Source organism: Mycobacterium sp. NGS45, from assembly GCF_059812645.1.
Map to the genome: position 1 here is coordinate 1 of NZ_JCALDB010000067.1, position 335 is coordinate 335.

1 protein-coding gene is annotated in these 335 nt (G+C 60.0%); it reads left to right on the forward strand.

Annotated features, from left to right (window positions below; all coding sequences use genetic code 11):
• On the forward strand, window positions 1–335 hold a 335-nt coding region (locus AC5Y3P_RS22360), incomplete at both ends, for an ABC transporter permease (RefSeq protein ID WP_500048126.1).

Sequence of the window (335 nt, forward strand, 5' to 3'; positions counted from 1 at the left end):
GCGACCTTCGGGGCGGGGGTGACCGCGCAGCTGGGGGCGATGCGGATCAACGAGGAGATCGACGCGCTGGAGTCGATGGGTATCCCGCCGATCGAGTATTTGGTGTCGACGCGGATTGTGGCCGGGATGATCGCGATCACCCCGTTGTACGCGATCGCGGTGATCATGAGCTTTCTGGCCGCGCAGTTCACCACCGTGGTCCTGCTGGGTCAGTCCGGTGGTCTGTATGACCACTACTTCTATACCTTCTTGAACCCGATCGACCTGCTGTGGTCGTTCTTGCAGGCGGTGTTGATGGCGTTGACCATCTTGTTGATCCACACCTACTTCGGCTA